The sequence below is a fragment of the Bradyrhizobium sp. 215_C5_N1_1 genome (assembly GCF_052075935.1).
Taxonomy (GTDB): Bacteria; Pseudomonadota; Alphaproteobacteria; order Rhizobiales; family Xanthobacteraceae; genus Bradyrhizobium; species Bradyrhizobium barranii.
The window spans coordinates 8,081,108-8,106,266 of the sequence record NZ_CP197228.1 but is presented as its reverse complement, the minus strand read 5'-3'; the positions used below and the strand labels follow the sequence as shown (position 1 = coordinate 8,106,266).

Here is a 25,159-nt window from a genome sequence, read left to right as displayed (position 1 = left end):
CCATGCTTGATACCGCCACGATCGAACGCCTGGCCGCGCGCCTGGATGAGGCCGAGCGCAGCAAGACGCTGATCCCGATGTTCTCGAAGGAATATCCCGACTTCGCCATCGAGGATGCCTACGCCATCCAGCGCGCCTGGACGAAACTTCAGCTCGGCCGCGGCCGCGTCATCAAGGGACACAAGATCGGCCTGACCTCGAAGGCGATGCAGAACGCGGTCGGCATCTCCGAGCCCGATTACGGCGTGCTGTTCGCCGACATGTTCTATGCCGACGCCACGCCCATTCCGTTCGACCGCTTTCACGCGCCGCGCATCGAGGTCGAGCTCGCCTTCGTGCTGAAGGCGCCGCTGCGCGGACCTGACTGCACCATCTTCGACGTGCTCAACGCCACCGACTACGTCACGCCTGCGCTCGAAATCCTGGAGACGCGCATGCATCGCGTCGATCCCGAGACCGGCAAAACGCGGAAGGTCATGGACACGATCTCGGACAACGCGGCCAATGCCGCGCTGGTGCTTGGCGGCCGCCCGTTCCGTCCCATGGACGCGGACCTGCGCTGGATCGGCGCGCTGCTGTTCCGCAATGGTGAGGTCGAGGAGACCGGGCTTGCCGCCGGCGTGCTCAATCATCCCGCCAATGGCATCGCCTGGCTCGCCAACCGCCTTGCGCCGCATGACGAATATCTTGCGGCCGGCGAGGTGGTGCTGGCGGGATCGTTCACCCGTCCCGTCGACATCCGCCGCGGCGACACGTTCCATGCCGACTATGGCGCGTTCGGCTCGGTGTCGTGCCAGTTCGTCTAAACCAATAAGAGAGAGGGAGCGCACCATGACGGGTCAAACGCGGCGCAAGAGCATCCACATCGGCGGCTTCAAGCACGCCAACCCGATTCCCAACGCCTGCCGCATCGGCAATCTCGTGATGTCCGGTGTCATCCTCGGCCGTGATGCGGCCGGCGTGATGCCTGCGAGCCTGGACGCGCAATGCGCCAACATGTTCGCGCATATGAAGGCGACGGTGGAAGCCGCCGGCGGCACCACGGACGACATCATCAAGATGACGGTGTGGCTGAAGGACCGTACGCAGCGCGGCCCGGTCAATGTCGAGTGGCTGAAAATGTTTCCGGACGAGCATTCGCGCCCGGCGCGCCACGCGCTGCCGATGGACAATATGGACGGCGGCGCACTGGTACAGTGCGACTTCACCGCCGTGATCGACTGAAGGAGCATTTGCATGCCGACCTATCTGCCGTTCGATCCGAACCCCCGCCGCCCGGTCAAGGCGCCGCCGCCGAAGACTGTCGACAGCCAGTTTCACGTGCTCGGACCCATCGACAAATATCCGGAGCGCCCCGGCGCGGCCTATCGGATGCCGAGCGCGACCTGGGAAGCAGCGCTGCGCGTGCACAAGACGCTCGGCATCGAGCGCGGCATCATCGTGCAGACCACGACCTATGGTGCGGATCATTCCGTCGTGCTCGACGGCCTCGCCGCGATGGGCCCGAATTATCGCGGCTGCGCCAACGCACTGGTGTTCGCGGAGGCGAACGACGCTTATCTCGCCAAGCTGCATGACGCGGGCGTGCGCGGCGCGCGCTTCAGTTTCCGCCAGGAGCTCGGCGCCGTGCTGTCGGACGCCGATTTCGCCCGCGCCATCGCGCGCATCCGCGAGCTCGGCTGGTACGTGAAGATCCAGCCCGAGAAGGACGGCATCGTCTCCAGCGTCGCCAAGTACGAGAATCTCGACGTTCCGGTGCTGATCGACCACATGGCGCGGCCCGATCCGGAAGCCGGCAAGGCCGACCCGAACCTGCGCAAGATGCTCGAGCTGCTCGCCAAGGGCAATTTCTGGGTGATGCTGTCGCTCGGCGAGAAGACCTCGAAGGCCGGCCCGCCTTACGACGACGTCATCCCGATCGCGCACGCCTATATCGAGGCCGCAATCGACCGCTGCGTCTGGGCCAGCGACTGGCCGCATCCCGTCTCCGTCAAGCAGCCGCCCAACGACGCCGACCTGCTCGAGCTGATGTATCGCTACGTGCCCGACCAGGCCGAGCTGGAGAAGATCCTGGTGCACAATCCGGCAAAGCTGTTCGGCTTTCCGGACTAGGGCGGACTTGATTCACACCGCCGGCTGCTTCGCCAACCTATCCCGCACCTCGGCTGCGATCTCGAACGAGCGCAGCCGCGCGGCGTGATCGTAGATCTGGCCTGTTGTCATCAGCTCGTCCGCGCCGGTCTCGGCGATTAGCGCCTTCAGCCTGTCCTCGACCACGGCAGGCGAGCCGACGGCGGAGCAGGACAGCGACTGGCCGACCATGGCCTTCTCGGCCGGCGACCACAGCGCATCCATGTCGTCGACCGGCGGCGGCAGCGGGCCGGGCGTGCCGCGGCGCAGATTGATGAACTGCTGCTGAAGCGAGGAGAACATCCGCTGCGCCTCCGCGTCGCTCTCGGCGGCGAACACGTTGACGCCGACCATCGCATAGGGTTTGTCGAGCTGCGCCGACGGCTCGAAGCGCGCCCGATATTCGCGCAGCGCCGGCATCATCATTTGAGGCGCGAAATGCGAGGCGAACGCGAAGGGCAGCCCGAGCATCGCGGCAAGCTGCGCGCCGAAGGTGCTCGATCCCAGGATCCAGAGCGGCACCTTCGTCCCAAAGCCGGGCACGGCGCGGATCGCCTGGTTCGGCTGGACATCACCGAGCAGCGCCTGCAACTCCAGCACGTCGTGTGGAAAGTTTTCGGAACTCGTCGCGAGGTCGCGCCGCAATGCCCGCGCCGTGAACTGATCGGTGCCCGGCGCGCGGCCGAGCCCGAGATCGATCCGCCCGGGATAGAGCGACTCCAGCGTGCCAAACTGCTCGGCGATGACCAGCGGCGAATGGTTCGGCAGCATGATCCCGCCGGACCCGACCCGGATCGTCCTGGTCCCGCCCGCGACATGTCCGATCACCACCGACGTTGCCGCGCTGGCGATGCCCGTCATGTTGTGATGCTCGGCCAGCCAGAACCGCTTAAAACCCCAGCGCTCGGCATGCTGGGCGAGATCGAGCGAATTGCGAAATGCCTGCGCCGCATCGCCACCTCTTCGGATGGGAGCGAGGTCGAGCACGGAGAAGGGGATCATGGTGGGTACCGGGTGGGTGTGCGATGTGCGCTGCGGCCTCACATGTAGTGGCTTAATATGGAAATGTTAGCGCGGCCGTAGCGCGCAAATGCAATCCAAACCTGCTGTGCTAACGTCAGAAACGACGTAGCGGGCCAGGATTTACCTTTTTGCTTCTCAAGAGCGAAATCGTCCTCCGTTTACTAGTTTTGGCTCCATCTCGTGAATTGTTCTGCCGTTCCTATTCCACGTCTCTGGGGTCGAGGGACGAACCTCCATGATTGTCGGTTCGGTCGAGATGTGGCCGGCACCTTTCCCGTTGGCAGCAGCTACAGCAAGCCGCGCTTGTGCTGGATGATGATGATAACGCGAATGATGCAGTCCGATACTGACTCGCCGGGCCGGCGTGCCTTGTGCAGCATTTGCCACGTCACCTCATCGATCTGTATCTGCCATTTGCCGCTTGCCAGGCGTTGTCCAGTATCGTCGGACGGGAACTCGGCCGCAATCAGAGCGCGGCACTCGTCGGTGATTTCAATTTCCGGCATAGTTGGTCGTTCTCGCGGACGGTGTGCTCGCGTGCAGCCCTCGCCCGATCCGGAGAGATCAGCCAGTTAAATCGCGGTAACAACCGATCCAGCCGAAGCCGATGCCGATCGTCCTGACCATGGACGATGAGCGCGACATCTGGACGCAGTCGCGGTAGGGCGCTGCGGCGCCACCAGTGGATGCTTGCTGAATATTGAGGGACGCGGCGCTGACAAGAAGGATCATTCAATGGCTTGGGTCTCGTTCGCGCAGCCGTGACGCTTGAGTCGTCGGGCTCCCGTCGTCGCCGGACATTGCCGATCCTTCACAACCTTAATGCGATTTAACGAGGTTTCCGTAAGCGGTGTGGGTAAACCGCGAGTTGCGGGGGCGTCCTCCAGACACGAGATGACGCCGTGAAGTTTGACGAACAGGAACGCACCGCGCTGACGGACGCTGGGTTTTCCGTCGCCGACAACAGCAAGGCTGCCTACGTCGAAGCCGTCGTGGTGATCGCCGCGTACGACGCCGAAACCTATTGGCTGACGTTCGCCCTGCCGAATGATGCCCAGATCGTGTGCGTTGTGCCACGCGACCAGATTGCCGACGCGATCGCAACTCGTAACTACGCAGCTCGGCGGAACCAACTTCAGTGAAGCTGACCTTCCCTCATGCGAGGCTGAAGGCGCTCTGGAACGAGGCCGTCCGGCAATGGCCGGTTTCGGTGCGAGCCATGAACGGTCGAGATTCGCCCGGTTTCTGGCTTGTCGGTGGCCAAGGCATCTATCTCGTGCATAACGGCGCCAGGCCTCGGGGCAGCGTGACTCTGGCCTACGCAAACGAATGCGACCCGGTCAGGGTGCCGGTCCAAAGTTGGTTGGGTATCAAGCGCGCCATCTTCGGCGATAACGATGGGAGGGAATTCGTCGATCTGGTGATGATCGGCACTGCCGTCGATGCCGGCGCCGACCTCGAGGTGACCTTCGAGCCCGACACGATGACGGTGGCTGTCGTCGAAAAAGGGACGGCGAGCATACGACTGCAATCGCTGCGCATCCGGGACAAAAATGATACCACGTCAGGACGCAGTTGTCGGGTTTGAGTCTGAATCTCGGCTAAGGACCAGACGCGGTATCTTGGCCCGCTACTCTCTCCAAGCCCTGCACATCGTCGTCCTCCCAGTCCTCCCATTCCACGTTGTTGGTTTCGAGATAGCGGGCGACGGCTACGCCGATTGTCGGGAAGAAGTAATTCTCTCCAAGCTGCGCGAAGAGGCCAAATCTTTTCAGCTTGTCCTTCACGGGATCTTTGAGTTCGGCAAAACAAAACTCTATGCCTTGCGCGTGCAACGATCGGTCCAGTTCGGCAACCACGTCGCAGGCGGTGACGTCTACGCTCGTGACCGGCTCCGCGGCAACAACTAGCCAACGCACGGGTGTTGGCGATGTCGCTACGGCATCCAGGACGCGTTCCCTGAAGAATTCGGCGTTGGCAAAAAACAGAGGTGCATCCCAGCGAAACAGGACCAGCCCGGGGACCCGGCGCGCATCCGGATATCGTGTGATGTCGTGATAGCCTTTGACGCCGTGGGCGCGCCCCAATACGGCGGAGTGTGGGCGCCAACCGTCCCACAGGAACTCGATGATAGCGATTGCGATCGCAAGACCAATTCCTGGAATGACTCCGAGCACTGCTACGCCGACAAAGCAGACGATCGCCAGCCAGAATTCCCACCGCTGAATGCGATAGATTCGTTTGAGGTCGGCAACTTCAATCAAGCCAATCGCCGATGCGATGACGACGGCGGCCAATGCGGCGGTGGGTAAATGTTGGAGCAGGCTCGGCGCGACCAGGAGGAGCAACGCGATGGCAAGCGCGCCTACGACGCTGGTGAGTTGAGTGCGGGCACCGGCGGCTTCCGCAACGGGTGTCCGTGAACTACTGCTGCTGATCGGGAAGCCCTGGAAAAATCCCGTCGCCAGATTGGCGGCACCGAGCCCGACCATCTCTTGGTTGGGATCGACCCGAGACCCCAATCGCGCAGCATAGGCACGTGAAAGTACGCTCGTATCGGCAAACGAAACCATCGCTACTGCACAACCGCCGATCAGCACCGGCACGAGGTCGCTGGAGGTGATCCATGGGACAACGAAACCCGGCAGGCCCTGGGGAAGGGGGCCCAGCACCTTGACGCCGTATTGCGTCCCGAGATCAAGCACCCCGACGACGAGCGTAGCCCCAACGACCGCAATCAGAAGGCCCGGTACCCGCTTGTTGTTCCTGAGAAGCAGGATCACGATCAACGTGGCGAGGCCAATCGCGAACGCGACCCAGTTTATCTGCCCCCCAAGGATCGCGCTGACAATCGCCCACAGGCTTCGCAGTGGCCCCTCGCTCTCGATGGAAAAGCCGAAGAGCTTGGGCAGCTGGCTGATCAATACGGTCAGGGCAATTCCGTTCATATACCCGTAGCGTATCGGCTTCGAGAGAAGCTCGGTGATAAAGCCAAGGCGCGCGACACCTGCCAGGATACAGACCGTCCCTGAGACAATCGCCATCATGCCCGCGAGTGTCACGGCCCGCAGGGGATCGCCCTGAGCCAAGGGAGCGATGACTCCAAGGAGTATTGCCGCCAGCGCCGAGTCCGGGCCAAGGACGAGAATGCGGCTTGGGCCGAACAGCGCGTAGGCCAGCAGCGGCACGATCGTTGCGTACAAACCGTAGATGCCCGGCAGGCCCGATGCAGCTGCATAGGCAATGCCGACCGGGACCAGCATTGTCGCCAGGACGATGCCGGCGAAGATATCGTGCGGAAGCCATGCTGCTTCATATTGACGGAGAGTGTCGAGTCCGGGCAACCAGCGCTTCATTGATGGTCTCTCCCAGCCCGCATTGAGCAAGTTTGCCCCGCATGATGTGTTGGACCGATCAGGCTATTACGCCCGCAGCAGGCTGAACAGTGGCCCGGCGCTATGGCCGAAGCAGCACAGCGGGCCATGGGTGCCAGCCGGCACCAAGTCTTCCCTGCACCCTCTTCACGGACGAGCGGGAAGGACCAAAACCGAACTCGGGCGTTTCATGCCGCGAGAATGGCGTTCGTTCGCGGCTGTTTGAGTGGCCGGCACCTCCGTTCACAACCCTGTTATTGCGACCCATGGCGCCCTTTGTCTCAACTGGGCGTTTTGCGCCTGTTGTTGTACCCTTGGTGAAACAACTGCTGGGGTCGCGAGGAGGAACTGACATGACCATGGTCGTACTCAACCGACGCTATCTCCTCGCCGCCGGCGGCTCGGTCCTGGCGGCCGGGGTGTCCGGGCTCCTGTTGCCGGCCCGTGCCGAAGGCCTCGCACCGACCGAGTCGATGTCGGGTGGCGCGAACAATTACCGGAAGGGCGCGGCGATCGTGGACCGGATCGGCAAGGGCGGCTTCTGGATGAGCGGCACCGTACGCCGCGCAGGCGACGGGGCGCCGCTCGCCGGGCAGCGCATCCAGATCTGGGCGCACACGACCGAAGGGCAGGAGCAGGAGCCGCAGAGTCATGGCGCCACGCTCACCGACAAGGACGGCAAGTTCCGGCTCGAGATGCCGCAGATCATTCCGATCTTCGGCCAGCCGCACGGTCACCTCGCCTATGACAGCGGCGAGTTCAAGACCGTCTTTCTGCGGCCGGTGATGCGGAGCGCGAAGGAGACGAGCCTGGAAGCGCACTTCGTCCTGCAGCCGGGCTGACCGGGTTGCGAATGAAGGGGTGGAGACTGGCCCGGGTGATCCTGATCTGGGTCGCCCTTGCTTTGGCAATTGGCGTGCCGATCGCCGCGGCAGCGGGAAGCGAGCAGCTCGCATGGCGCGGTTCGCTTTACATCCTGGCCGGGTTTGCGGGGATTGTTGCCCTCGGCCTCGTGCTCGTTCAGCCCCTGCTGATCGGCGGATATCTGCCGGGATTTCCGGCCTATCGCGGACGGCGCGCACATCACTGGATTGGCGGCGCGCTGGTCGCAGCGATCGTGATCCATGTCGTTGGCCTCTGGATCACCAGCCCGCCCGACATGATCGACGCGCTGACTTTCTCATCGCCGACGCCGTTCTCTCCCTTTGGCGTGACCGCGATGTGGGCCATCTTCGCGGTCGCGCTTTTGGCCGCCCTGCGCCGGCGATTGGGACTGCGACCACGAACCTGGCGCTTCATTCACATGCCGCTGGCGATCGTCATCGTCGCAGGCAGCGTGGTCCATTGCCTGCTAATCGAGGGGACGATGGAGACGATCTCTAAGGCGGCACTCTGCGCGCTCGTCCTCGCGGCAACCGTAAAAGTCATGATCGACCTGCAGGTGTGGCGAAAGCGAAGGACCTTGCGCGGCGAGAGCACTGCGCCGCGGTGACATGGCCGCGCGTAGCGCGTAGTAGAGCGAAGCGAAACCCATCGCACTTTGTCCGCGCGGAAGCATGATGGGTTTCGCAAGCGCTCTACCATCCTACGAAACTTTTGCTGACCGCCTTGTTCAAACACGTTCGGCGTCGTCAGCGCCGATCTCCGCTCCGCTTGTCGCAGATAGCGACGGGGCGTATCCTAGCGCGATGGTTGTCAGTGCCCCCGAGCTGAAAACGTTCCTGCTCGCGACGCCGTTCTTCGGCGGTCTTCCGGACCCGAGCCTCGACCTGCTGATTTCGATGCTGGTCGAGTGCCGCTTTGATGCCGGCGCGACCGTCGTGGCGGAAAGCGAGCCGGGACGCTCGCTGTTCATCGTCAAGTCCGGCCGGCTGGCGGTGAGCAAGCGGGCGAACTCGGGGAACGTCATCCCGATTTCCGTTCTGGAGGCTGGCGATTTCTTCGGTGAAATGACGCTGATTGAAATGCAGAATCGCTCCGCCACGGTGGTCGCGGAGAGTCCGACGGTGCTGTACGAGCTGACGGCGCAAAAGCTCTACGCTTGCTACAAGGCCGATATCCACGCCTATGTGATCGTCCTGCAGAACGTCAATCGAGAGCTATGCCGGCGGCTGCGCCGTGCCGACGATCGCCTCACCGGACACCAGGCGGACGAAGACGAAACCCCCGCGAGATGACTGTGCTTCTCTGCGCCGCCGCAAGTTCGCTCCGCGGCTGACGGTCCCGGATTACGCTCGCGCTCCATCCGGGCCACGCCACTTCGCGTGGGACGTTCAGCCCACCGGTCCCGGGATCCAATCGTCCCCTGAAAGTGGGATCACCCTTACGCCAACAATGACTCCGAGTTCCAGGCTTGGATCGAAATGGCGCATCGTCCGCTCGTTGAGGTCGATGATGCGGCCAGGCCTTAATGGCCCCACGTCATTTATCTTGACGATGACCTTCTTGCCGACGGCCTCGACGAGCGCATATTTCGGCCTCGCGCCAAATTGGACCCCACCAAATTTCCCGCGCAAATTCGTCTTGATGGCAGCCGCCCAGACAGAGGGATCATAGCGCTCGCCGGAGGCTGTGTTCGGACCGCCCTCTTCCTTGCCGGGCTTGAATGGATTGTACATGGATGCGGCGCCAACGATCGCCTCCCCGGAGGCGGCATCGACGACGGCGCTTGAGTGAACTTCACACGCTTCACTTCGATCAACGGGAACAGAAACGGCAAGCGCAACCAGGGCGCCGCAAATTGCGGCGCTCGAGCGGAACAGCATTATAACTCCTGTGATTTTTTCGATCGTCCGGTTCCGACACCGCAAACATGGTCAAGCGAACGCGGAAGCGTTCACGAACTTGCACCAGTGCTTTGCGGATTCGAGCCAACCCCTGGCTACGGAACCGATGTGCGAACCAGAGCGGTCCGCACGCAGTGTTTTAGGTTGTCCCCGACTAAGACAGAGAATGCGTCAGCAGCATGACCTGATGGAACCTGCGGCGAGTGACAAATGCGATGTCGCCAAAAGCCGACACGCTCGCGCTAATTGATGCGTCGGGCAAAACACCCGCCGCTCGCACAAACCCGTCAATCCTCTTCAGTAAAAATATTCCACTTTACCGAAATTCGGAATTGCGGCATTCTCTCCGCCATCCCGGCCCGAGAAGAGGGGCGATCGTACGTCGTCACGAACGTGGGCCGGGGTGCGGTGGACGCGGCAGTGCCGGGCACGCGAATGCGGGACCAGGGCGAGATGAACCTCGTGAGGGCCTTGACTGCGTGCGGGACGGACGGCGCCTGTGTCCGGCGAAGCCCTTGGGCGGAGCTGGATCGCTGCGTACGGCGAAAACGCGTGGTCCTGACCGTCGTTGCTACGGTCAAGCCTTGCGGAGATGGATCGGGGCTCTACCGGGTTTCGAGGCATCGCCAATTCGCGAGGTGACGGAGGCCAGAAGGAACTCGGCTCCGGGGAGAGCGCGCATAAGCCGTCAGACCATCGCGCAGGGAAGGCCGGGTGTTTTTCCGGCCCACCTGTTTCCCGCCTGCGCATTTGCGTGTGCAAATTCCTGGCGCAGCGGATCATGGGTGCCAGCCGGCACCCGGCCTTCCCTGCGCCCTCTTCACGGAAGAGAGCGAAAGAGGAGAGCAAAACTCGGGCGTTTCATGCCGCGAGAATGCCGCTTCATGCGTGAATTGAGAATCGTTTTGCCCGATGGGATTGATCGAGACGCGGGGTGCGTGTCGCTCAAAATCCACATGCGTTCGTAATCGCCAGCTTAGGTGCCTCAAACGGTCGCATCCGCGGACGCGATATCTTTGCGATGGCCTGACCAGGTTCCATAGTGTCAGCGATGATTTGCAACCGAGGGGCGGGGTATCAAATGACAGCGCGTAAATGTTTCATCGTGGCCGCGGGATTGATGACGGCGAGCGCCGCCCATGCCGAGGACGTTCCCTCCAACGCCGAACTGTTTCGCATGCTGAAAGCGCAGCAGCAGACCATCTCCGAGCTGCGCGCCGAATTGAAGGAGGCCAAACAGGAGCGGCGCACGGTCACTCCGCGAGAGGCGACTGCACCGGCAGCCAAGCCAGCCGGACGCGACGCCGCGAGGGAGACGGTTGCGGTAGCACCGCCCGCGCAGGCTTATGCGATGTACAACAAGGGACCCGCAGTCGTGCCGGCGCGCACCGGCGGTGCCTATGTCGGTGTGTTCGGTGGCGGCGGCAGTCGCGGCGGCACTGACGTCAGCCAGCTCGGCACCGTCTTTTTCGTTGAGGCCGTCGGGGGCCCCTTGGCTGTCGACGCCACAGGGCGGACCAGCAGCGGCGGCGTCGGGTTCGGTGGCGCGCATCTCGGTTATGAATGGTCGTATGGTACGTATCTGCGGCCCGCTTTGGAGATCGAAGGTTTCTATCTGGCAGGTAACCAGCCGCGTGCGACGTTGGTGACCCCCACAGACCGATTTGCAGAGCACTCCTTCGACACGACTTTCCCGACGCGCACCACGGTGCTGCTGGCGAACATGGTTGTCGGTTTCAACACGCCCTATCAAGGCATCACGCCCTATATCGGTGGCGGGATCGGGGCCGCGAACGTCTCCATCAACGGCGCCACGTCCACACAGACCGACCCGGCCGAGCCTGGCATCAACCACTTCAACGCGCGTCCGGACTCCTCAGCCTGGACCTTTGCGGCACAGGCCAAGGCCGGTGCGCGCTTCGCCCTCGGCAACAGCGGCGCTTACCTGTTCGGCGAGTACCGCTATCTGTACGTCGGCGATGTGAATCAGGTTTTCGGCTCCACCGTGAATCCCGCTCATGCTGCGACCAGCCCGTGGACGGCCAGCTTCGGCGGCACATCGCACCATCTCGCAGCCGGCGGCATCGGCTTCGGCTTCTAGCTGAGCTCGATCACTGCGAGAATCGGAGGGGGCGGACGACACGTCCGGCCCCTCCCAGGAGGCAACCGGGCAACGGAAGAAGGCGATTTTCTGAGGAAACTGGTGCTGCCAGACAGGATTGAACTGTCGACCTCTCCATTACCAATGGAGTGCTCTACCACTGAGCTACGGCAGCATGTGCTGGGATGAGAATCGGCCGCCAAGGGGGCCTACCAAGCGGGCCGATATCTGCCACAAGCCCCCCTCCTGTGCAAGCTTGCTAGCTCCGCCAAAACGAGAAAATCGGGTCGATATCGGGGCCAAAATGCCCGTTTTCAGGTGAAAGTACCGACTTTCCGCCGATTTCGGTTCCGATATCCCCGGCCAACTGGCCAGTTGGCCGCGGCATGGCATTCGGCCCATTTTGGATTTCGCACGAACAGTTCGTGAGGGGCCTCTTGAGCTGCCGCATTCTCCGGGCATGTTATCGCGGATCGCTGGTATGGACCGCTAATGGCTGACGAGAACGACAAGAGCACGAGACAGGCGAGGGGGGCGCGGGACGACCGGCTGAAATCGGCGCTGCGCGAAAACCTGAAGCGACGGAAAGTGCAGGCGCGCGAACGCGCCGCAATCACCGACCCCTCGCAGAACGACGATGCTTCCCTAGATGAGGGGACCGCCGGCAAGACCGGCGATTGAAGTCTGGCGATTAGATTTTTTGGAGTGCATGGACGTGGCAATGGGGCAGGACGAGCAGCAACGAGACGATGGTGACGCGCAGATGTCGCGGTTCACGCGCCCTGAGCAGACCTTTCCGGCGCTGACATCGGCCGAGATCGAGCGCATGCGGAATTTCGGCGAGGTCCGCACCTACGCTGACGGCGAATTCCTATTCGAGACCGGCAAGCCCGGACCGGGCATGTTCGTCGTGCTGAAGGGCCACGTCGCCATCACCCAGCGCGACGGGCTCGGCAATGTCACGCCGCTGATCGACCAGGGGCCGGGGCAATTTCTGGCCGAGCTCAGCCAGCTCTCGGGCCGGCCGGCGCTGGTCGACGGCCGCGCCGAAGGCGAGGTCGAGACGCTGCTGCTGCCGCCGCCCCGCCTGCGCGCGCTGCTGGTCGCCGAGGCCGAGCTCGGCGAGCGCATCATGCGCGCGCTGATCCTGCGCCGGGTCAATCTGCTTCAGGCCGGCGTCGGCGGTGTGGTGCTGATCGGTCCCTCGTATTCGGCCGGCGTGGTGCGCTTGCAGGGCTTCCTCACCCGCAACGGCCAGCCGCATCATCTGCTCGATCCCGAGCGTGACCGCGACGCCGCCGAGGTGATCGCGCGCTATTCGCCGAAGCCGGAAGACTGGCCGCTGGTCGTCGCGGCGAGCGGCGAGGTGCTGCGCAACCCCAGCGAAACCGAGGTTGCGCGCGCGATCGGCATGATCGGCGGCCCCCGCAACGACCGCATCTACGATGTCGCGATCGTCGGCTGCGGACCCGCGGGGCTGGCGACCGCGGTGTATGCCGCCTCCGAAGGGCTTTCGGTCGCCGTGCTCGACACCCGCGCCTTCGGCGGCCAGGCCGGCGCCAGCGCGCGCATCGAAAACTATCTGGGCTTTCCGACCGGCATTTCCGGCCAGGCCCTGACCGCGCGCGCGTTCAACCAGGCGCAGAAGTTCGGCGCCGACATCATGATCCCCGTCACGGTGAAGTCGCTCGACTGCACGCGCCGGGACGGCGCCTTTGCGGTGACGCTCGACGGCAGCGATCCCTTGCGTTCGCGCGCAGTCGTGGTTGCGAGCGGCGCGCGTTATCGCCGCCCCGAGATCGAGAACCTCGACAAGTTCGAGGGCCGCGGCGTCTGGTATTGGGCCTCTCCGGTCGAGGCGCGGCTCTGCGCCGGCGAGGAGGTGGCCCTGGTCGGCGCCGGCAATTCGGCGGGCCAGGCGGCCGTGTTCCTGTCGGGACACGCCAAGAAGGTGCTGATGATCATCCGCGGCGGCGGGCTTGGGGCCAGCATGTCGCGCTATCTCATCGAGCGCATCGAAGCGACACCCAACATCGAATTGATGTTCAACACCGAGATCACCGCGCTCGAGGGCGACGAGGCTTCGCTGCTGCGGCGCATCCGCTGGAAGAGCCGGCTGTCGAGCGATGAAGACTCCGCCGACATCAAGAATCTCTTTTTGTTCGTCGGTGCCGATCCCGCCACCAGCTGGCTCGACGGCTGCGGCGTCACGCTCGATCGCGGCGGCTTCGTCGTGACGGGCGCGCAGTCCGAGCTGAACCAGGGCAAGCTGGTGGCCCCACTGGAGACCTCGGTGCCCGGCGTCTACGCGGTCGGCGACGTCCGCTCCGGCTCGGTCAAGCGCGTCGGCGGCGCCATTGGCGAAGGCGCGCAGGTCGTGGCCTCCCTGCACGGCTATCTCGGCGACGCCGCAAAACCGGCGCTTTAGTCAAGGACAAGACAAGCAGACGGCAAGCGGAATCTCACTTGCCATCTTGCCGTGTCCCACGGACTATCGCCCCGTCGCGAGGCCAATCGCGCGTGGAAGAACAAAAGATTCACAAGGGAGGACTAAATGGCCGAACTCGTCGTGCTCTACAAGACGCCCAAGGACGCCGCCGCCTTCGACAAGCATTATGCCGAGACCCACATTCCGCTCGCGAAGAAACTTCCCGGCCTGAAGAAATACGCCGTCAGTACGGGCGCAGTCGGCTCGCCCGCCGGACCATCGGGCGTCCACCTCGTCGCCATTCTCAGCTTCGACAGCGTGGGCGACATCCAGAAGGCCTTCGGCAGCGAAGCTGGCAAGGCGGCCGCGGGCGACGTGCCGAAATTCGCCAGCGGCGGCGCCGATCTGCTGATCTTCGACACCAAGGAAGTCTGAGCGCGCGCGAAGCGTCTCGCCAAATTCGATTCAACTTTCGTCGAAGACCTGCAAGCTCGTAGCCCGGATTTAGCTTCGCCCCATCCGGGCTACAAACTGCTCTCGTTTGTGACAGCGGTGCAAAAAATTCAGTCATGCGTTTGTCGATTCGCACGACGGCGCATGGCTCCGCACGAGCCTGTGACATCGCGCATGTAGCCATTCAATGAGGGCCGTAATACCATCCAAAGCTTCCAAACGGAGAGAGTGAGATGATGCTTGGATTGAGCCTGCCCGCCTTCACGTTGGTCCATGTCATCATCAGCCTGATCGGCATCGTCGCCGGCCTGGTCGTGATGTTCGGCCTGCTCGGGTCGAAGCCGATGCCGGGCCTCACCGCGATCTTCCTGCTGTTCACGATCCTCACCAGCGTCACCGGCTTCCTGTTTCCGTTCAAGGAGCTGCTGCCCTCGTACATCATCGCCGGCATCTCGCTGGTGCTGCTCGCGATCGCCTGCCTCGCGCTCTACGGAATGAAGCTCAAAGGGGTCTGGCGTCCCGTCTACATCGTGACCGCGATGATCTCGCTCTATTTCAACGTCTTCGTGCTGGTGATCCAGTCGTTCCTGAAGGTGCCGGCGCTCGCCGCGCTCGCGCCTGCCGTGCCGCCGAATCCGCCGGGAGGCCCCGTGTTCGCCGTGGTGCAGGGCATCGTGCTGGTGTTCTTCGTGGTGCTGACCATCGGCGCCTGGCGCCGCTACAAGCCGATGACGTTTGCCTGATCGCACGTTCACGGTCGGTGCGCGGCATCGACCTCGTGACATCGCCCGACCATCTCCGGATCGCCGGCTCGCGTTTTGCGAGCCCCGGATTGATTTTCACTGAAGGAGCCATTCATGCCCACCATCACCACCAAGGACGGCGTCGAGATCTTTTTCAAGGATTGGGGCTCGGGCCAGCCGATCGTGTTCAGCCATGGCTGGCCGCTGTCGGCCGACGACTGGGACACGCAGATGATATTCTTCGCCAATCACGGCTACCGCGTCATCGCCCATGACCGCCGCGGCCACGGCCGCTCCTCGCAGGTCGCCGACGGCCACGACATGGATCACTATGCCGACGATCTCGCGGCGGTGACCGCGCATCTCGACCTCAAGAACGCCATCCATGTCGGCCACTCCACCGGCGGCGGCGAGGTCGTGCACTACATCGCGCGTCACGGCGAGAGCCGGGTGGCGAAGGCTGCGATCCTCTCCGCGGTGCCGCCGCTGATGGTGCAGACGGCGGCCAATCCCGGCGGCCTGCCGAAGAGCGTGTTCGACGATCTCCAGAAGCAGCTCGCCGCCAGCCGCACCGGCTTCTACCGCGACGTCGCTTCCGGTCCTTTCTACGGCTACAACCGTCCCGGCGCAAAGCCGTCGGAAGCGGTGATCCAGAACTGGTGGCGCCAGGGCATGATGGGCGGCGCGAAGGCGCATTACGATGGCATCGTCGCGTTCTCGCAGACCGATTTCACCGAGGACCTGAAGAAGATCAGCGTGCCCGTGCTGGTGATGCACGGCGACGACGACCAGATCGTTCCCTACGCCGATTCCGGCCCGCTGTCGGCCAAGCTGCTGAAGAACGGCACGCTCAAGACCTACAAGGGCTTCCCGCACGGCATGCCGACCACGCACGCCGAAACCATCAACGCGGACCTGCTCGCGTTCTTCAAGGGGTGAGGGAGTCTTCCTTCTCCCCTTGTGGGAGAAGGTGGCATAGGCGGCCTTCGGCCGCCGTTCTTAAGAACGCCGATGCTCTGCATCGGCTATGACGCCGGATAAGGGGTCTGCTTCAACGAGTCGAACTGCAAGAGTTCACGCGCGGAGACAACCCCTCACCCGTCTCAATCGCGCGAAGCGCGATTGATCCACCCTCTCCCACAAGGGGAGAGGGGAAGAGCGTCACTTCAAGATCGCCCTGATCGCATCGAACGTGCGCTTCACGAAAACCTCCGGCTTCTCGCGCACACCTTCGCCGATCCAGCTTTCGCCGCCGACGCGCATCGCGCCGGTGGCGATCATGGCGACGAGCCGTGCCTTGAGCCTGTCCGATTTGGTTTTGGCACGCTGCGAAAGCCCTTCGGCCAGTGCGCGCTCGAGCTTCTCGTATTTGAGCTGGTCGCGCGCCTGCAGCGCGGGATTGTCGCGCTTGAGCCGCGACATCGCCGCCGCTTCCGCCGGGTCGATCCGCCTGACCGCCGCCGCGATCGCATTCTCCGCCGCCGTCAGCATGGTTTCGCCCGCTGGCCGCGCCACGACCTCTGCGACCAGCGCGCTTGCTGCGCCCTCCTGCCAGGCGGCGACCACGTCCTCCTTCGACGCGAAGTAGTGGAAGAAGCTGCGGCGTGACACGTCGGCCGCGGTCGCGATGTCGTCGATGGTCGTGGCCTCGAAGCCGCGCTCCAGGAACAGCGCCATCGCCGCACGGGTCAGCCGCTCGCGGGTCTCTTGCAATTTACGCTGGCGCAGGCCGGGGCCGTCAGGGGATTTTGCTCCTGCCGGCAATGGCTTGGCGCCTGTCCTGACCGATTTCCCGCCGGGCTTTGAAGCCTTCAAATTATTTCACCTCTTGCAAACTTGCACTCAGTGCACATTTAGACCGGTCGCGGGCCTCATTCCAGCCCCGAACGGAGATACGGCATGACCGACTGGAGCACGGCAGACATCCCCTCCCTCAGCGGCAAGACCGCCGTCGTGACCGGGGCGACGGGCGGCCTCGGCTACGAGACGGCGATGGCGCTGGCGGGCGCCGGTGCCATTGTCATACTCACCGGACGCAACGACGCAAAGGGCCTGCGGGCGATCGAGGGCATTTGCGAGCGGTTTCCCAACGCATTGATCGCCTACGAGCATCTCGATCTCGCCAGTCTCGCCTCCGTCGCCGATTTTACCAGGCGCTTTGCCGCCAGCAATGAGCAGCTCGATCTCCTCATCAACAATGCCGGCGTGATGGCGCTGCCGAAGCGGCAGCAGACAGAGGATGGTTTCGAGATGCAGCTCGGCACCAACTATCTCGGCCATTACGCGCTGACAGCACAGCTGTTGCCGCAGCTTCGCCGCGCGAAAGCGCCTCGCATCGTCAATCTGTCGAGCCTCGCGCACCGCTCCGGCGCGATCAATTTCGACGATCTGCAAGGCAAGCGTTCCTATCGTCCCTGGCGTGCCTATTGCCAGTCCAAGCTGGCGATGCTGATGTTTTCGCTGGAGCTGCAGCGCCGCAGCCTCGCCGCCGGCTGGGGCCTGACGAGCCTTGCTGCCCATCCCGGCTACGCGCGGACCGATCTCATTCCGAACGGGCCGGGCGCCAACAGCTTCCAGTGGCGTGTGAGCCGTTGGCTCCAGCCTTTCATAAGCCACTCCGCAGCCGAAGGCGCGCTGCCCACGCTGTTCGCGGCAACCTCTCCGGCTGCAGAGCCCGGTGGCTATTACGGTCCGAACTGGTTCTACGAATTGAAGGGGCCGCCCGCGCCGGCGAAGATCATGCCGCAGGCGAAGGATTTCGCCGCGGCCGCCATGCTGTGGGATGTCTCGGCGACGTTGACCGGTGTATCCTTCGACGAGATCGCGGTCGCCGCATGAGCCACGGGCCGGTTGGGGACGTCACGATGCAAGTCATCATCTTCGGCGCGACCGGCATGGTCGGGCAGGGCGTATTGCGCGAATGCCTGATCGACACCGGCATCGACCGCGTGCTCGTGGTCGGCCGCAGCCCGACCGGCGTCCGCAATGCCAAGCTCACCGAAATCACGCACGGCGATTTCACCGACTACTCGGCGATCGAAGCGCAGCTCACGGGCTTCGATGCCTGCTTCTTCTGCCTCGGCGTCTCCTCGATCGGCATGAGCGAGGATCGCTATCGCCATCTCACCTACGATCTCACGCTCGCGGCGGCGACGACGCTCGCGAAGCTCAATCCGCAGATGACGTTCGTCTACGTCACCGGCGCCGGCACCGATTCCACCGAGCAGGGATCGCGGATGTGGGCGCGGATCAAGGGCAAGACCGAAAACGATCTGCTCAAGCTGCCGTTCCGGGGCGCCTACATGTTCCGTCCAGGCGCGATCCAGCCCCTGCACGGCGCCCGCTCGAAGACCGCCTGGGTGCAGGCCGTGTATGCCACAACCGGGCCGCTCTGGTCGGCGCTGCGCCGGATCTCGCCGCGGCTCGTCACCTCGACCGAGCAGATGGGCCGCGCCATGATTCGTGTCGCCCGGGAGGGGTATCCGCGGAAGGTGCTGGAGATGGAGGATATCAATAGCCTCTAGCCGGCTGGCCCGTTAGTTTCACGGAAATTTCCGCGTCCGCGCGCGTTGAGCCTTATCGGCCCCCGAGGAGAAATGCCGGCGATGTCGCCCCAGCTCAAACTGATCGCGCTCGACGCCGACGATCTCGCCGTGATCTCGACCCATGTGCAGGACGCCCGCGTCCAGGCCGCCGACATCATCTGGCGGCAAAGCGAGAAGCGGCTGGTGGTCGGGATGAGCCGGCTGGACTGGGAGCAGTCACTGGACGGCGAGGCCGAACCCCGCCGGCTGGTCGCCGCGCTCCGCTTCGACCGCGTGCTCGCCTGCAAGTCGCGCAACATCGACCTCGGCGCGCCGGACGAGGTTCTGGACCTCGTCGGCATCGAGTTTCACTCCCAGGACGGCCGCGACGAGGAGCCCGGCGGCAGCGCCCTGCTGCTGTTCGCCCATGGCGGCGCCATCCGCCTCGACGTCGAATGTCTGGAATGCGAGTTGACCGATCTGGGGGCGGACGCGCTCGGGGCCGGACTGGGCCTCGAGGAGGAGGGGTGAGCTGGCCGGTATACCAGTCAAGCCAGGTCGGGCCGCTGCCGGAACGGCATCTCCCGAGGGTTGACGCAGCTTCCCCGCCGCGCCATTGAGCAGGGGGTCGGGTGAGCCAATCCGCCCCAAAGACCAGCCGGAAGCCAAGCCAAAAATGCCCGTTCGTCTCGACCGCAGCAGCGCCGATTTTGACCAGCGATTCGCGGCCTTCCTCGCCGCCAAGCGCGAGGTCTCGGCCGACGTCGAGGCCGTCGTGCGCACCATCGTCGACGACGTCGCCCGGCGGGGCGATGCGGCCCTGCTCGAGGCCACGGCAAAGTTCGACCGGCTGAAGCTGGATGCATCCGGCCTGCGCGTCACCGCCGCCGAAATCGAGACGGCCGTCAAGGCCTGCGATGCCGCGACACTGGATGCGCTCAAGCTCGCGCGCGACCGCATCGAGACCTATCACCGCCGCCAGCTTCCGAAGGACGAGCGCTTCACCGATCCGCTCGGTGTCGAGCTCGGCTGGCGCTATACCGCGATCGAATCCGCGGGCCTCTATGTGCCCGGCGGCACCGCGGCCTATCCGTCCTCGGTGCTAATGAACGCGGTCCCCGCGAAGGTCGCCGGCGTCGCGCGCCTCGTCATGGTGGTGCCGTCACCGGACGGCAAGCTCAACCCGCTGGTGCTGGCGGCCGCTTCGCTTGGCGGCGTCAGCGAGATCTACCGGGTCGGCGGCGCGCAGGCCGTGGCGGCGCTCGCGCACGGTACCGCCACGATCGCGCCGGTGGCCAAGATCGTCGGCCCCGGCAACGCCTATGTCGCCGCCGCAAAGCGCCTGGTGTTCGGCAAGGTCGGTATCGATATGATCGCGGGACCCTCCGAGGTGCTGGTGATTGCCGACGACACCGGCAATGCCGACTGGATCGCCGCTGATCTGCTGGCGCAGGCCGAGCATGATGCCAGCGCGCAATCGATCCTGATCACGGATTCCGCGCGTCTCGCCGCGGATGTCGAAAAGGCCGTCGAAGCGCAACTGAAGACATTGCCGCGCGCCGCGATCGCCGGCACGTCGTGGGCCGATTTCGGCGCCATCATCATGGTCAAGAATCTTGCCGACGCCATTCCGCTCGCGGATGCGATCGCGGCCGAGCATCTCGAGATCATGACTGATGATCCCGACGCGCTTGCCGGAAAGATCCGCAACGCCGGCGCGGTGTTCCTCGGGGCGCATACGCCGGAGGCGATCGGCGACTATGTCGGCGGCTCCAACCACGTGCTGCCGACGGCGCGCTCGGCGCGGTTCTCCTCAGGCCTCGGAGTTGCCGACTTCATGAAGCGCACCTCAATCCTGAAATGCGGTCCGGACCAGCTGCGTGCGCTCGGACCTGCCGCGATGACGCTCGGACAAGCGGAGGGGCTGGACGCTCATTCGCGCTCGATTGGATTGCGCCTCAATCTGTCATGACCCAGCCGCCCGAACAGGACGACTCGACCAATCGCATCGTCGCGGTCACCCTCGACGAGGACTCGATCGGCCGTTCCGGGCCGGACATCGAGCACGAGCGCGCGATCGCGATCTACGATCTGATCGAGCAGAATTTGTTCGCGCCCGATGGCGCCGACGGGAAGGGGCCGTTCACGCTGCATATCGGCATCACCGGCAGCCGGCTGATGTTCGACATTCGCCGCGAGGAAGGCACGCCCGTGGTCGCGCATCTGTTGTCGCTGACGCCGTTCCGGCGGATCGTGAAGGACTATTTCATGATCTGCGACAGCTACTATCAGGCGATCCGGACAGCTACGCCGGACAAGATCGAGGCCATCGACATGGGCCGCCGCGGCATCCATGACGAGGGATCGCGCACGCTCCAGGAGCGGCTGAAGGGCAAGGTGCGGGTCGACTTCGAGACCTCGCGCCGGCTGTTCACGCTCATCACCGTCCTGCACTGGAAGGGTTAGGCGCATGATCCCGAAAAGTGGGCACCGGTTTTCGGACCAGATCATGCGCGAGACAAACGGCTTAATGGCCCGGAAAAATGTGCAGCGGTTTTCCGACAAGGCCATGCCCTCTTTCAAAAGAGGCTAGGCGCGATGGCGGGTCCGCCACGCGCACGCGATCCGCAATCGGTGCTGTTCGCCTGCGCGATGAACAGCGTGCGCTCGCCGATGGCCGAGAGCCTGCTCCGGCACATGTTTCCGCAGGGCCTCTACGTGAAGTCGGCCGGCGCCAGGAAAGGCGAGCTCGATCCCTTCGTGGTCGCCGTGATGGACGAGCTGGGGCAGGACATCTCCACCCACAAGCCGCAGACCTTCGAGGAGCTGGAGGATTGGGAGGGGCTGAATTTCGACCTCATCATCACGCTCTCGCCCGAAGCGCACCACAAGGCGCTGGAGCTGACCCGCACGCTCGCCGCCGACGTCGAATACTGGCCGACGCAGGATCCCACCACCATCGAAGGCACCCGCGACCAGAAGCTCGCCGCCTACCGCGAGGTCTGCGACCAGCTCCTGATGCGCATCCGCAGGCGTTTTGCGAAGGTCGGCGCGGCGAGCGGTTAGCCGTAACACCCGCGTCACAGACCGAGGGCACACGCATGTTGGACGCCTCGAATCAGTAAAGTCCGGGTTCCCGGGTTGTGAAATCAGCCCCCTTCCGATAGGTTCCGCGCGCAATTCATCCCCTGCTTCATCCCCCAAATCACCTGATGCTCGGCCGCCCCAAATTCGTACTTGCCTCCGGTTCGCCGCGGCGCCTGTCGCTGCTCAACCAGGCCGGCATCGAGCCGGACGCGCTCCGGCCGGCCGACGTCGACGAGACGCCGAAGCGGGGCGAGCTGCCGCGCGCCTGCGCCAACCGTCTCGCAAGGGCCAAGGCCGATGCGGCGCTGAAATCGGTGCAGCTCGACGACGAGCTGCGCGGCGCCTTCATCCTCGCCGCCGACACGGTTGTGGCGGTCGGCCGCCGCATCCTGCCCAAGGCCAATCTGGTGGACGAGGCGGCGCAGTGCCTGCGGCTGCTGTCGGGCCGCAACCACCGCGTCTACACCGCGATCTGCCTGGTGACGCCGCGCGAGGCCTTCCGCCAGCGCCTGGTCGAGACCCGCGTCCGCTTCAAGCGCCTCTCCGAGGACGACATCCAAGCCTATATCGGCTCCGGCGAATGGCGCGGCAAAGCCGGCGGTTACGCCGTGCAGGGCATCGCCGGCTCCTTCGTGGTCAAGATGGTCGGGTCCTACAGCAACGTCGTCGGCCTGCCGCTCTACGAGACCACGACGCTGCTCGGCGGCGAAGGTTTTCCGATCCGCTTCGGCTGGCTCAACGCCACGGCCATCTAGCGCGCCGACAAAAATCTCGAAAACAACCCCATGCACAGTAGAATGGGCCCGCTTGACCCGGCCCGCGACGCCTGCGCGACCGCCCGAGGAACCGCTTTACCGACAGGCTCTTGAACGCCTTCACCCCGAGTAAGCTGCCGACATCATGGACGACCACGTCAAAAAGCCCGCCGGCCCGCTCAAAACCTGCCCGATCTGCGGCAAGCCGCAGTCGGAAGCCACCCGCCCGTTCTGCTCCTCGCGCTGCCGCGACGTCGACCTGAACCGCTGGCTGAAAGGCTCCTACGTCATCCCCGGCCGCGATGACGAGGCGGATGGCGAAGAATAGCCAATAATATCAGATGTTTATTTCGACTTCCGATTCGCCGCGCACCAGCCGCAGCAAGCCCGCCCCACCTTGTGCACAGCCGGGCCGCGCCCGGCGAAGCCACTTGGCGAAGCCGGGTGGACATGCCGCTCCGAGCCCACTATAAACCGCCCGCTCGATGGGCCTTGGCCCCTCTTTGGAGCACGCCCAGGTAGCTCAGTTGGTAGAGCATGCGACTGAAAATCGCAGTGTCGGTGGTTCGATTCCGCCCCTGGGCACCATCCTGGTGTTTGCCCTCGTTCTCCGGCATCCGCTGACGCCAATTTCTCCGGCCTATTCCAGGAACGCCACCGTGGCTGAGCGCGAACTTTGGTTTAGCGGGCGCGGTGCTGCTGACGATGCTCATTCATGGCTGCGCCCGCTTCAAGGCGGAATGCAACGATGATTTCCGCCCGCTCCAGGAGCCAAACCTCATCGTCGTCGCCATCGCGGTCGCCGTTCTGATGACGTTCTTCCAGTGGTTGATCACCACGGGCGGATGACGAGAGCGGCCGAATCAAGTTGCAGGGTTCGGCGATGCAACTTCAATCGGCGCGTGATATCCTCGTCTCGGGGGATGGAATGGACTGTCCCTCCGCATCTGGAAGGACATGGCCATGACGTTGTCGTCACGCTTCGTTGCGCGTCCCGCTGTCACATTCCCATCGATTGCACTGTTGCTGTGCGGCCTGAGCGGCACGGCAATGTCTCAACCGACGCCCACCGAGACTCAGCTTCCCAGCATCACGGTCGACGCGCCGAGACAGGTGGCGAGGCCGCACAAGCCAACGCATCACGTGGCCATCCGCAGCACCGGGTATCGGACATCGCCAGCCACATCGACGGCCGTGGCGGCGCCGATGTCGGATGCCGCGAGGCTCGCCAAGCTCGAACGCGAAACGAGCAGCTGTGCCGGCGGTTGCCAATCGAGCTTCAAGACGGGAAATCAGCCCTGGGTCGGCTGCAACGCTTCGGGCGGCGTGTACTCCTTCACGTGCCGGAACGTCGGCAACTTCAAGACTTACGACGAGTGCAAGGAAGCCGGACGGGTCACCGGCTGGCGATCGGGCGAGACCTCGGCGTATTGCAGCAGCCTGGCGTTGAAGTAGGGGCGGCTGGGGGTTGAGGAGGCTCGTCGGCTAGGCCAGCCTCCTCCGATCGGACTGGGCACAGTCGCCCGCGCACCTCGATGGTTGATGCGAGAGCGATCCGGTGGGCAACCTGCAAACCCGCAAGACGAAGTCTGCCTTCTAATTCCCTTTGGGCCCGGGCGGTCCGATCGGGCCCGCAGGTCCGGCCGGCCCTGGAGGACCCGCTGGCCCGGGGAGGCCGCAATTCTGTATCACCACGTCTCTCGTATCCGGTCCGGACGTGATCTTTACGATACAAGTCGATGGAAACTCCGGTCCAATCCACCGAAATCCTCCGGTCGAAGTGCTCTCGACTTTCACGGTTTTGCTCGGACTGATCTTGATTTCCACGCTGGACTCGCGGGGCCGTCTTACTCTTCCGACGATGACCAACTCGCCCTGCGATATGGTGGCGGTTGTTATGAATATTTCCGCATGCGCGCTTTCAGTCCACGCAATTGCAAAGCCAGCAATAAGAGCTCCAACGGTGCCAAAAGGCTTTGCGAACATCATGGGCCTCCCCGCTTCCCTCACCGATGGTTAGGAGACCAGCTTGGTGCGAAGGCGCCCGTACTCGGTATCGGTTATAGATCCCGATTTTTTGAGCTGATCGAGCTTGGAAAGCTCGTCGGCGACACTAAAGCCGACGATGTGCCGTAATTCCTCGCGCGCCCGCTGAGCCTGCTCAGCGCTGCGTTCCGCCATCCCCCTGCCTTGGGTGATGAGGTAAGCAAAGATGCCGAGGTAGGAGGTCAGAACAAGTGCAAGCACCCACAGTGCCTTACCCCATCCGGAAATGTCGTGGCGCCTGAACAGGTCGCCATAGATGACAATGAGCAGCCAGAACCAAACGACAAATGCGAATACAGCAATTATATCCATCAGAAAATTTCGATATGTGAATCCTTCCTGAGCGAAGAACATTGCGATCCCCTTATTGAGTTGCCGTTCTCGATCTTTCCTGTAGGCCAGTCGCACGGCCCGCTACGCGAAGGCTCAACGGCAGTACCGATGCGACACGCGGTGCGACCTTCCGCTGGTCGAGCGGTACCAGCAGTTGCCGTTCCTCCAATAATATCGATGCCAATGTTGATGTCGCCGGTGGGCGCCCGCGATGGCTCCGGCCGTCGCCCCTATGGCAGCGCCGCGGCGACCACCAACAGCACCACCGATGACGGCACCTCGAAGCGCACTCTGAGCAAATGATTCGCTGGAAGGGACCATTCCTGCGAACGAGAGCAGGATGACGAACAGTGCAAGCTTTCGCATCGGGGGCCTT

At 63.8% G+C, this 25,159-nt stretch carries 31 protein-coding genes and 2 tRNA genes; 25 read left to right on the top strand and 8 right to left on the bottom strand.

The window, feature by feature from the left end; translation table 11 throughout:
• Positions 1-2: 2 nt before the first annotated feature.
• The 3 genes from hpaH to AB7G19_RS38865 are packed head-to-tail and all read left to right on the top strand — an operon-like array spanning position 3 to position 2,112.
• Entirely contained in the window at positions 3-806 is an 804-nt protein-coding gene (gene hpaH / locus AB7G19_RS38875; RefSeq protein WP_085400894.1) for a 2-oxo-hept-4-ene-1,7-dioate hydratase, read from the top strand.
• A 25-nt stretch (positions 807-831) separates the two neighbouring features.
• Positions 832-1,224, top strand: a complete 393-nt coding sequence (locus tag AB7G19_RS38870; protein ID WP_028159133.1) for a RidA family protein — start codon at positions 832-834, stop codon at positions 1,222-1,224.
• Positions 1,225-1,236: 12 nt separating this feature from the next.
• The gene (locus AB7G19_RS38865; protein WP_085400896.1) at positions 1,237-2,112 is read left to right on the top strand and encodes an amidohydrolase family protein; all 876 of its coding nucleotides are present in this window, start codon (positions 1,237-1,239) and stop codon (positions 2,110-2,112) included.
• A 12-nt stretch (positions 2,113-2,124) separates the two neighbouring features.
• Here AB7G19_RS38865 and AB7G19_RS38860 read toward each other — a convergent pair whose 3' ends face one another.
• From AB7G19_RS38860 to AB7G19_RS38850, 3 genes are all read right to left on the bottom strand, one after another.
• Complete coding sequence (locus AB7G19_RS38860; RefSeq protein ID WP_085400898.1) at positions 2,125-3,132, bottom strand: LLM class flavin-dependent oxidoreductase; 1,008 nt, start codon at positions 3,130-3,132, stop codon at positions 2,125-2,127.
• Between the two features lie 308 nt (positions 3,133-3,440).
• Positions 3,441-3,659 (bottom strand): hypothetical protein, encoded by a 219-nt coding sequence (locus AB7G19_RS38855; RefSeq protein WP_028151408.1) that lies wholly within the window; start codon positions 3,657-3,659, stop codon positions 3,441-3,443.
• Between the two features lie 58 nt (positions 3,660-3,717).
• On the bottom strand, positions 3,718-3,885 hold the full coding sequence (locus AB7G19_RS38850) for a hypothetical protein (RefSeq protein ID WP_161495807.1): 168 nt from the start codon (positions 3,883-3,885) through the stop codon (positions 3,718-3,720).
• 170 nt (positions 3,886-4,055) lie between these two features.
• Here AB7G19_RS38850 and AB7G19_RS38845 point away from each other — a divergent pair, with 170 nt between their 5' ends.
• Together AB7G19_RS38845 and AB7G19_RS38840 are read left to right on the top strand one after the other, a co-directional pair.
• Positions 4,056-4,295, top strand: coding sequence for a hypothetical protein (locus AB7G19_RS38845; RefSeq protein WP_085400900.1), 240 nt, complete (start codon positions 4,056-4,058; stop codon positions 4,293-4,295).
• Positions 4,292-4,741 (top strand): DUF3085 domain-containing protein, encoded by a 450-nt coding sequence (locus AB7G19_RS38840; protein WP_071909249.1) that lies wholly within the window; start codon positions 4,292-4,294, stop codon positions 4,739-4,741. The genes AB7G19_RS38845 and AB7G19_RS38840 overlap by 4 nt, the downstream gene beginning before the upstream one ends.
• A gap of 13 nt (positions 4,742-4,754) precedes the next feature.
• On the opposite strand, the gene AB7G19_RS38835 is transcribed toward AB7G19_RS38840, so the two are convergent.
• Positions 4,755-6,509, bottom strand: a complete 1,755-nt coding sequence (locus AB7G19_RS38835; RefSeq protein ID WP_085400902.1) for a SulP family inorganic anion transporter — start codon at positions 6,507-6,509, stop codon at positions 4,755-4,757.
• 371 nt (positions 6,510-6,880) lie between these two features.
• Here AB7G19_RS38835 and AB7G19_RS38830 point away from each other — a divergent pair, with 371 nt between their 5' ends.
• The 3 genes from AB7G19_RS38830 to AB7G19_RS38820 all read left to right on the top strand — a co-directional run bounded on the left by AB7G19_RS38830 (position 6,881) and on the right by AB7G19_RS38820 (position 8,704).
• Positions 6,881-7,369, top strand: a complete 489-nt coding sequence (locus tag AB7G19_RS38830; RefSeq protein WP_085400903.1) for a Twin-arginine translocation pathway signal — start codon at positions 6,881-6,883, stop codon at positions 7,367-7,369.
• 11 nt (positions 7,370-7,380) lie between these two features.
• The gene (locus AB7G19_RS38825; protein WP_085400905.1) at positions 7,381-8,019 is read left to right on the top strand and encodes a ferric reductase-like transmembrane domain-containing protein; all 639 of its coding nucleotides are present in this window, start codon (positions 7,381-7,383) and stop codon (positions 8,017-8,019) included.
• Positions 8,020-8,215: 196 nt separating this feature from the next.
• Positions 8,216-8,704, top strand: a complete 489-nt coding sequence (locus tag AB7G19_RS38820; protein WP_071909253.1) for a cyclic nucleotide-binding domain-containing protein — start codon at positions 8,216-8,218, stop codon at positions 8,702-8,704.
• 96 nt (positions 8,705-8,800) lie between these two features.
• Here AB7G19_RS38820 and AB7G19_RS38815 read toward each other — a convergent pair whose 3' ends face one another.
• Positions 8,801-9,292, bottom strand: a complete 492-nt coding sequence (locus tag AB7G19_RS38815) for a septal ring lytic transglycosylase RlpA family protein (protein WP_094184040.1) — start codon at positions 9,290-9,292, stop codon at positions 8,801-8,803.
• Between the two features lie 1,102 nt (positions 9,293-10,394).
• On the opposite strand from AB7G19_RS38815, the gene AB7G19_RS38810 reads away from it, so the two are divergent.
• Complete coding sequence (locus tag AB7G19_RS38810) at positions 10,395-11,414, top strand: outer membrane protein (RefSeq protein ID WP_245344060.1); 1,020 nt, start codon at positions 10,395-10,397, stop codon at positions 11,412-11,414.
• Positions 11,415-11,514: 100 nt separating this feature from the next.
• Here AB7G19_RS38810 and AB7G19_RS38805 read toward each other — a convergent pair.
• Positions 11,515-11,589: transfer RNA gene (locus tag AB7G19_RS38805), tRNA-Thr, on the bottom strand.
• A 317-nt stretch (positions 11,590-11,906) separates the two neighbouring features.
• Between AB7G19_RS38805 and AB7G19_RS38800 the strand changes: the two genes are divergently transcribed.
• From AB7G19_RS38800 to AB7G19_RS38780, 5 genes are all read left to right on the top strand, one after another.
• On the top strand, positions 11,907-12,095 hold the full coding sequence (locus AB7G19_RS38800) for a hypothetical protein (RefSeq protein ID WP_028159142.1): 189 nt from the start codon (positions 11,907-11,909) through the stop codon (positions 12,093-12,095).
• Positions 12,096-12,135: 40 nt separating this feature from the next.
• Complete coding sequence (locus AB7G19_RS38795) at positions 12,136-13,842, top strand: FAD-dependent oxidoreductase (protein WP_085400907.1); 1,707 nt, start codon at positions 12,136-12,138, stop codon at positions 13,840-13,842.
• 126 nt (positions 13,843-13,968) lie between these two features.
• Positions 13,969-14,277, top strand: a complete 309-nt coding sequence (locus tag AB7G19_RS38790; protein ID WP_063985878.1) for an EthD family reductase — start codon at positions 13,969-13,971, stop codon at positions 14,275-14,277.
• A 251-nt stretch (positions 14,278-14,528) separates the two neighbouring features.
• Positions 14,529-15,038: a hypothetical protein gene (locus AB7G19_RS38785; protein ID WP_085400910.1), complete on the top strand. Its 510-nt coding sequence runs from the start codon at positions 14,529-14,531 to the stop codon at positions 15,036-15,038.
• 114 nt (positions 15,039-15,152) lie between these two features.
• Positions 15,153-15,977: an alpha/beta fold hydrolase gene (locus tag AB7G19_RS38780; RefSeq protein WP_085400911.1), complete on the top strand. Its 825-nt coding sequence runs from the start codon at positions 15,153-15,155 to the stop codon at positions 15,975-15,977.
• Positions 15,978-16,199: 222 nt separating this feature from the next.
• On the opposite strand, the gene AB7G19_RS38775 is transcribed toward AB7G19_RS38780, so the two are convergent.
• Complete coding sequence (locus AB7G19_RS38775) at positions 16,200-16,853, bottom strand: TetR/AcrR family transcriptional regulator (protein WP_085400912.1); 654 nt, start codon at positions 16,851-16,853, stop codon at positions 16,200-16,202.
• A gap of 84 nt (positions 16,854-16,937) precedes the next feature.
• On the opposite strand from AB7G19_RS38775, the gene AB7G19_RS38770 reads away from it, so the two are divergent.
• The 11 genes from AB7G19_RS38770 (at position 16,938) to AB7G19_RS38720 (ending at position 23,859) form a co-directional block, all read left to right on the top strand.
• A complete protein-coding gene (locus AB7G19_RS38770) occupies positions 16,938-17,876 on the top strand; it encodes an SDR family oxidoreductase (RefSeq protein WP_085400913.1) in 939 nt (312 codons plus the stop codon).
• 26 nt (positions 17,877-17,902) lie between these two features.
• Positions 17,903-18,562: an NAD(P)H-binding protein gene (locus AB7G19_RS38765; RefSeq protein ID WP_085400977.1), complete on the top strand. Its 660-nt coding sequence runs from the start codon at positions 17,903-17,905 to the stop codon at positions 18,560-18,562.
• A gap of 81 nt (positions 18,563-18,643) precedes the next feature.
• Positions 18,644-19,093, top strand: coding sequence for a DUF2948 family protein (locus AB7G19_RS38760; protein ID WP_063986739.1), 450 nt, complete (start codon positions 18,644-18,646; stop codon positions 19,091-19,093).
• A 145-nt stretch (positions 19,094-19,238) separates the two neighbouring features.
• Entirely contained in the window at positions 19,239-20,534 is a 1,296-nt protein-coding gene (gene hisD, locus AB7G19_RS38755; protein ID WP_085400914.1) for a histidinol dehydrogenase, read from the top strand.
• On the top strand, positions 20,531-21,028 hold the full coding sequence (locus AB7G19_RS38750) for a UPF0262 family protein (protein ID WP_071909262.1): 498 nt from the start codon (positions 20,531-20,533) through the stop codon (positions 21,026-21,028). The genes hisD and AB7G19_RS38750 overlap by 4 nt, the downstream gene beginning before the upstream one ends.
• Positions 21,029-21,160: 132 nt before the next feature.
• On the top strand, positions 21,161-21,628 hold the full coding sequence (locus AB7G19_RS38745; RefSeq protein ID WP_085400915.1) for an arsenate-mycothiol transferase ArsC: 468 nt from the start codon (positions 21,161-21,163) through the stop codon (positions 21,626-21,628).
• Positions 21,629-21,774: 146 nt separating this feature from the next.
• Positions 21,775-22,404 (top strand): Maf-like protein, encoded by a 630-nt coding sequence (locus AB7G19_RS38740; RefSeq protein ID WP_085400916.1) that lies wholly within the window; start codon positions 21,775-21,777, stop codon positions 22,402-22,404.
• Between the two features lie 145 nt (positions 22,405-22,549).
• Complete coding sequence (gene yacG / locus AB7G19_RS38735; RefSeq protein WP_028151429.1) at positions 22,550-22,732, top strand: DNA gyrase inhibitor YacG; 183 nt, start codon at positions 22,550-22,552, stop codon at positions 22,730-22,732.
• 184 nt (positions 22,733-22,916) lie between these two features.
• Positions 22,917-22,992, top strand: a tRNA-Phe gene (locus tag AB7G19_RS38730).
• Positions 22,993-23,097: 105 nt separating this feature from the next.
• Complete coding sequence (locus AB7G19_RS38725) at positions 23,098-23,253, top strand: hypothetical protein (RefSeq protein ID WP_155794856.1); 156 nt, start codon at positions 23,098-23,100, stop codon at positions 23,251-23,253.
• A gap of 108 nt (positions 23,254-23,361) precedes the next feature.
• On the top strand, positions 23,362-23,859 hold the full coding sequence (locus AB7G19_RS38720) for a hypothetical protein (protein ID WP_244623282.1): 498 nt from the start codon (positions 23,362-23,364) through the stop codon (positions 23,857-23,859).
• Between the two features lie 561 nt (positions 23,860-24,420).
• On the opposite strand, the gene AB7G19_RS38715 is transcribed toward AB7G19_RS38720, so the two are convergent.
• Positions 24,421-24,804, bottom strand: a complete 384-nt coding sequence (locus AB7G19_RS38715; RefSeq protein WP_028147401.1) for a PLDc N-terminal domain-containing protein — start codon at positions 24,802-24,804, stop codon at positions 24,421-24,423.
• Positions 24,805-25,159 lie beyond the last annotated feature (355 nt).

What these genes read in the sequence shown, in the direction of transcription:
- hpaH (WP_085400894.1), top strand. Translation starts at nt 3, where the DNA reads ATGCTTGATACCGCCACGATCGAACGCCTGGCCGCGCGCCTGGATGAG.
- AB7G19_RS38870 (WP_028159133.1), top strand. Translation starts at nt 832, where the DNA reads ATGACGGGTCAAACGCGGCGCAAGAGCATCCACATCGGCGGCTTCAAG.
- AB7G19_RS38865 (WP_085400896.1), top strand. Translation starts at nt 1,237, where the DNA reads ATGCCGACCTATCTGCCGTTCGATCCGAACCCCCGCCGCCCGGTCAAG.
- AB7G19_RS38860 (WP_085400898.1), bottom strand. Translation starts at nt 3,132, where the DNA reads ATGATCCCCTTCTCCGTGCTCGACCTCGCTCCCATCCGAAGAGGTGGC.
- AB7G19_RS38855 (WP_028151408.1), bottom strand. Translation starts at nt 3,659, where the DNA reads ATGCCGGAAATTGAAATCACCGACGAGTGCCGCGCTCTGATTGCGGCC.
- AB7G19_RS38850 (WP_161495807.1), bottom strand. Translation starts at nt 3,885, where the DNA reads ATGATCCTTCTTGTCAGCGCCGCGTCCCTCAATATTCAGCAAGCATCC.
- AB7G19_RS38835 (WP_085400902.1), bottom strand. Translation starts at nt 6,509, where the DNA reads ATGAAGCGCTGGTTGCCCGGACTCGACACTCTCCGTCAATATGAAGCA.
- AB7G19_RS38830 (WP_085400903.1), top strand. Translation starts at nt 6,881, where the DNA reads ATGACCATGGTCGTACTCAACCGACGCTATCTCCTCGCCGCCGGCGGC.
- AB7G19_RS38825 (WP_085400905.1), top strand. Translation starts at nt 7,381, where the DNA reads ATGAAGGGGTGGAGACTGGCCCGGGTGATCCTGATCTGGGTCGCCCTT.
- AB7G19_RS38820 (WP_071909253.1), top strand. Translation starts at nt 8,216, where the DNA reads ATGGTTGTCAGTGCCCCCGAGCTGAAAACGTTCCTGCTCGCGACGCCG.
- AB7G19_RS38815 (WP_094184040.1), bottom strand. Translation starts at nt 9,292, where the DNA reads ATGCTGTTCCGCTCGAGCGCCGCAATTTGCGGCGCCCTGGTTGCGCTT.
- AB7G19_RS38810 (WP_245344060.1), top strand. Translation starts at nt 10,395, where the DNA reads ATGACAGCGCGTAAATGTTTCATCGTGGCCGCGGGATTGATGACGGCG.
- AB7G19_RS38800 (WP_028159142.1), top strand. Translation starts at nt 11,907, where the DNA reads ATGGCTGACGAGAACGACAAGAGCACGAGACAGGCGAGGGGGGCGCGG.
- AB7G19_RS38795 (WP_085400907.1), top strand. Translation starts at nt 12,136, where the DNA reads ATGGGGCAGGACGAGCAGCAACGAGACGATGGTGACGCGCAGATGTCG.
- AB7G19_RS38790 (WP_063985878.1), top strand. Translation starts at nt 13,969, where the DNA reads ATGGCCGAACTCGTCGTGCTCTACAAGACGCCCAAGGACGCCGCCGCC.
- AB7G19_RS38785 (WP_085400910.1), top strand. Translation starts at nt 14,529, where the DNA reads ATGATGCTTGGATTGAGCCTGCCCGCCTTCACGTTGGTCCATGTCATC.
- AB7G19_RS38780 (WP_085400911.1), top strand. Translation starts at nt 15,153, where the DNA reads ATGCCCACCATCACCACCAAGGACGGCGTCGAGATCTTTTTCAAGGAT.
- AB7G19_RS38770 (WP_085400913.1), top strand. Translation starts at nt 16,938, where the DNA reads ATGACCGACTGGAGCACGGCAGACATCCCCTCCCTCAGCGGCAAGACC.
- AB7G19_RS38765 (WP_085400977.1), top strand. Translation starts at nt 17,903, where the DNA reads ATGCAAGTCATCATCTTCGGCGCGACCGGCATGGTCGGGCAGGGCGTA.
- AB7G19_RS38760 (WP_063986739.1), top strand. Translation starts at nt 18,644, where the DNA reads ATGTCGCCCCAGCTCAAACTGATCGCGCTCGACGCCGACGATCTCGCC.
- hisD (WP_085400914.1), top strand. Translation starts at nt 19,239, where the DNA reads ATGCCCGTTCGTCTCGACCGCAGCAGCGCCGATTTTGACCAGCGATTC.
- AB7G19_RS38750 (WP_071909262.1), top strand. Translation starts at nt 20,531, where the DNA reads ATGACCCAGCCGCCCGAACAGGACGACTCGACCAATCGCATCGTCGCG.
- AB7G19_RS38745 (WP_085400915.1), top strand. Translation starts at nt 21,161, where the DNA reads ATGGCGGGTCCGCCACGCGCACGCGATCCGCAATCGGTGCTGTTCGCC.
- AB7G19_RS38740 (WP_085400916.1), top strand. Translation starts at nt 21,775, where the DNA reads ATGCTCGGCCGCCCCAAATTCGTACTTGCCTCCGGTTCGCCGCGGCGC.
- yacG (WP_028151429.1), top strand. Translation starts at nt 22,550, where the DNA reads ATGGACGACCACGTCAAAAAGCCCGCCGGCCCGCTCAAAACCTGCCCG.
- AB7G19_RS38720 (WP_244623282.1), top strand. Translation starts at nt 23,362, where the DNA reads ATGGCCATGACGTTGTCGTCACGCTTCGTTGCGCGTCCCGCTGTCACA.
- AB7G19_RS38715 (WP_028147401.1), bottom strand. Translation starts at nt 24,804, where the DNA reads ATGTTCTTCGCTCAGGAAGGATTCACATATCGAAATTTTCTGATGGAT.